Genomic DNA, 386 nt, shown 5'->3' with positions numbered 1-386 from the left:
ATACCGCCGACATCATCTGGTTGGGCGAGGAGGGAATGATCAAGTTTCCCCGCGCCGAGGTGGTCTACGCCGGCAACCGTGCCAGCGCGATGCAGTGCATTGCCGCGGGCATTGCGCAGCACACCCCGCCACAGCCGGAGCCACCTGCAGTCGTTGCCGCGGACTTCATTCCCAAGGCAGCGCAGGCGCAGTTAACTGCGCCTGCGCTGCCTTGGGAATGAAGTCCGCGGCAACGACTGCAGGTGGCTCCGGCTGTGGCGGGGTGTGCTGCGCAATGCCCGCGGCAATGCACTGCATCGCGCTGGCACGGTTGCCGGCGTAGACCACCTCGGCGCGGGGAAACTTGATCATTCCCTCCTCGCCCAACCAGATGATGTCGGCGGTAT

1 pseudogene is annotated in these 386 nt (G+C 65.3%); it reads right to left on the bottom strand.

The window, feature by feature from the left end:
• Positions 1–165: 165 nt before the first annotated feature.
• Positions 166–386, bottom strand: a pseudogene (locus EO174_RS23385) (ice nucleation protein); the annotation flags it as partial.

The sequence above is a fragment of the Xanthomonas sp. BRIP62418 genome (assembly GCF_003993495.1).
Lineage (GTDB): Bacteria > Pseudomonadota > Gammaproteobacteria > Xanthomonadales > Xanthomonadaceae > Xanthomonas > Xanthomonas euroxanthea.
This window is presented reverse-complemented; position numbering and strand designations above follow the sequence as displayed.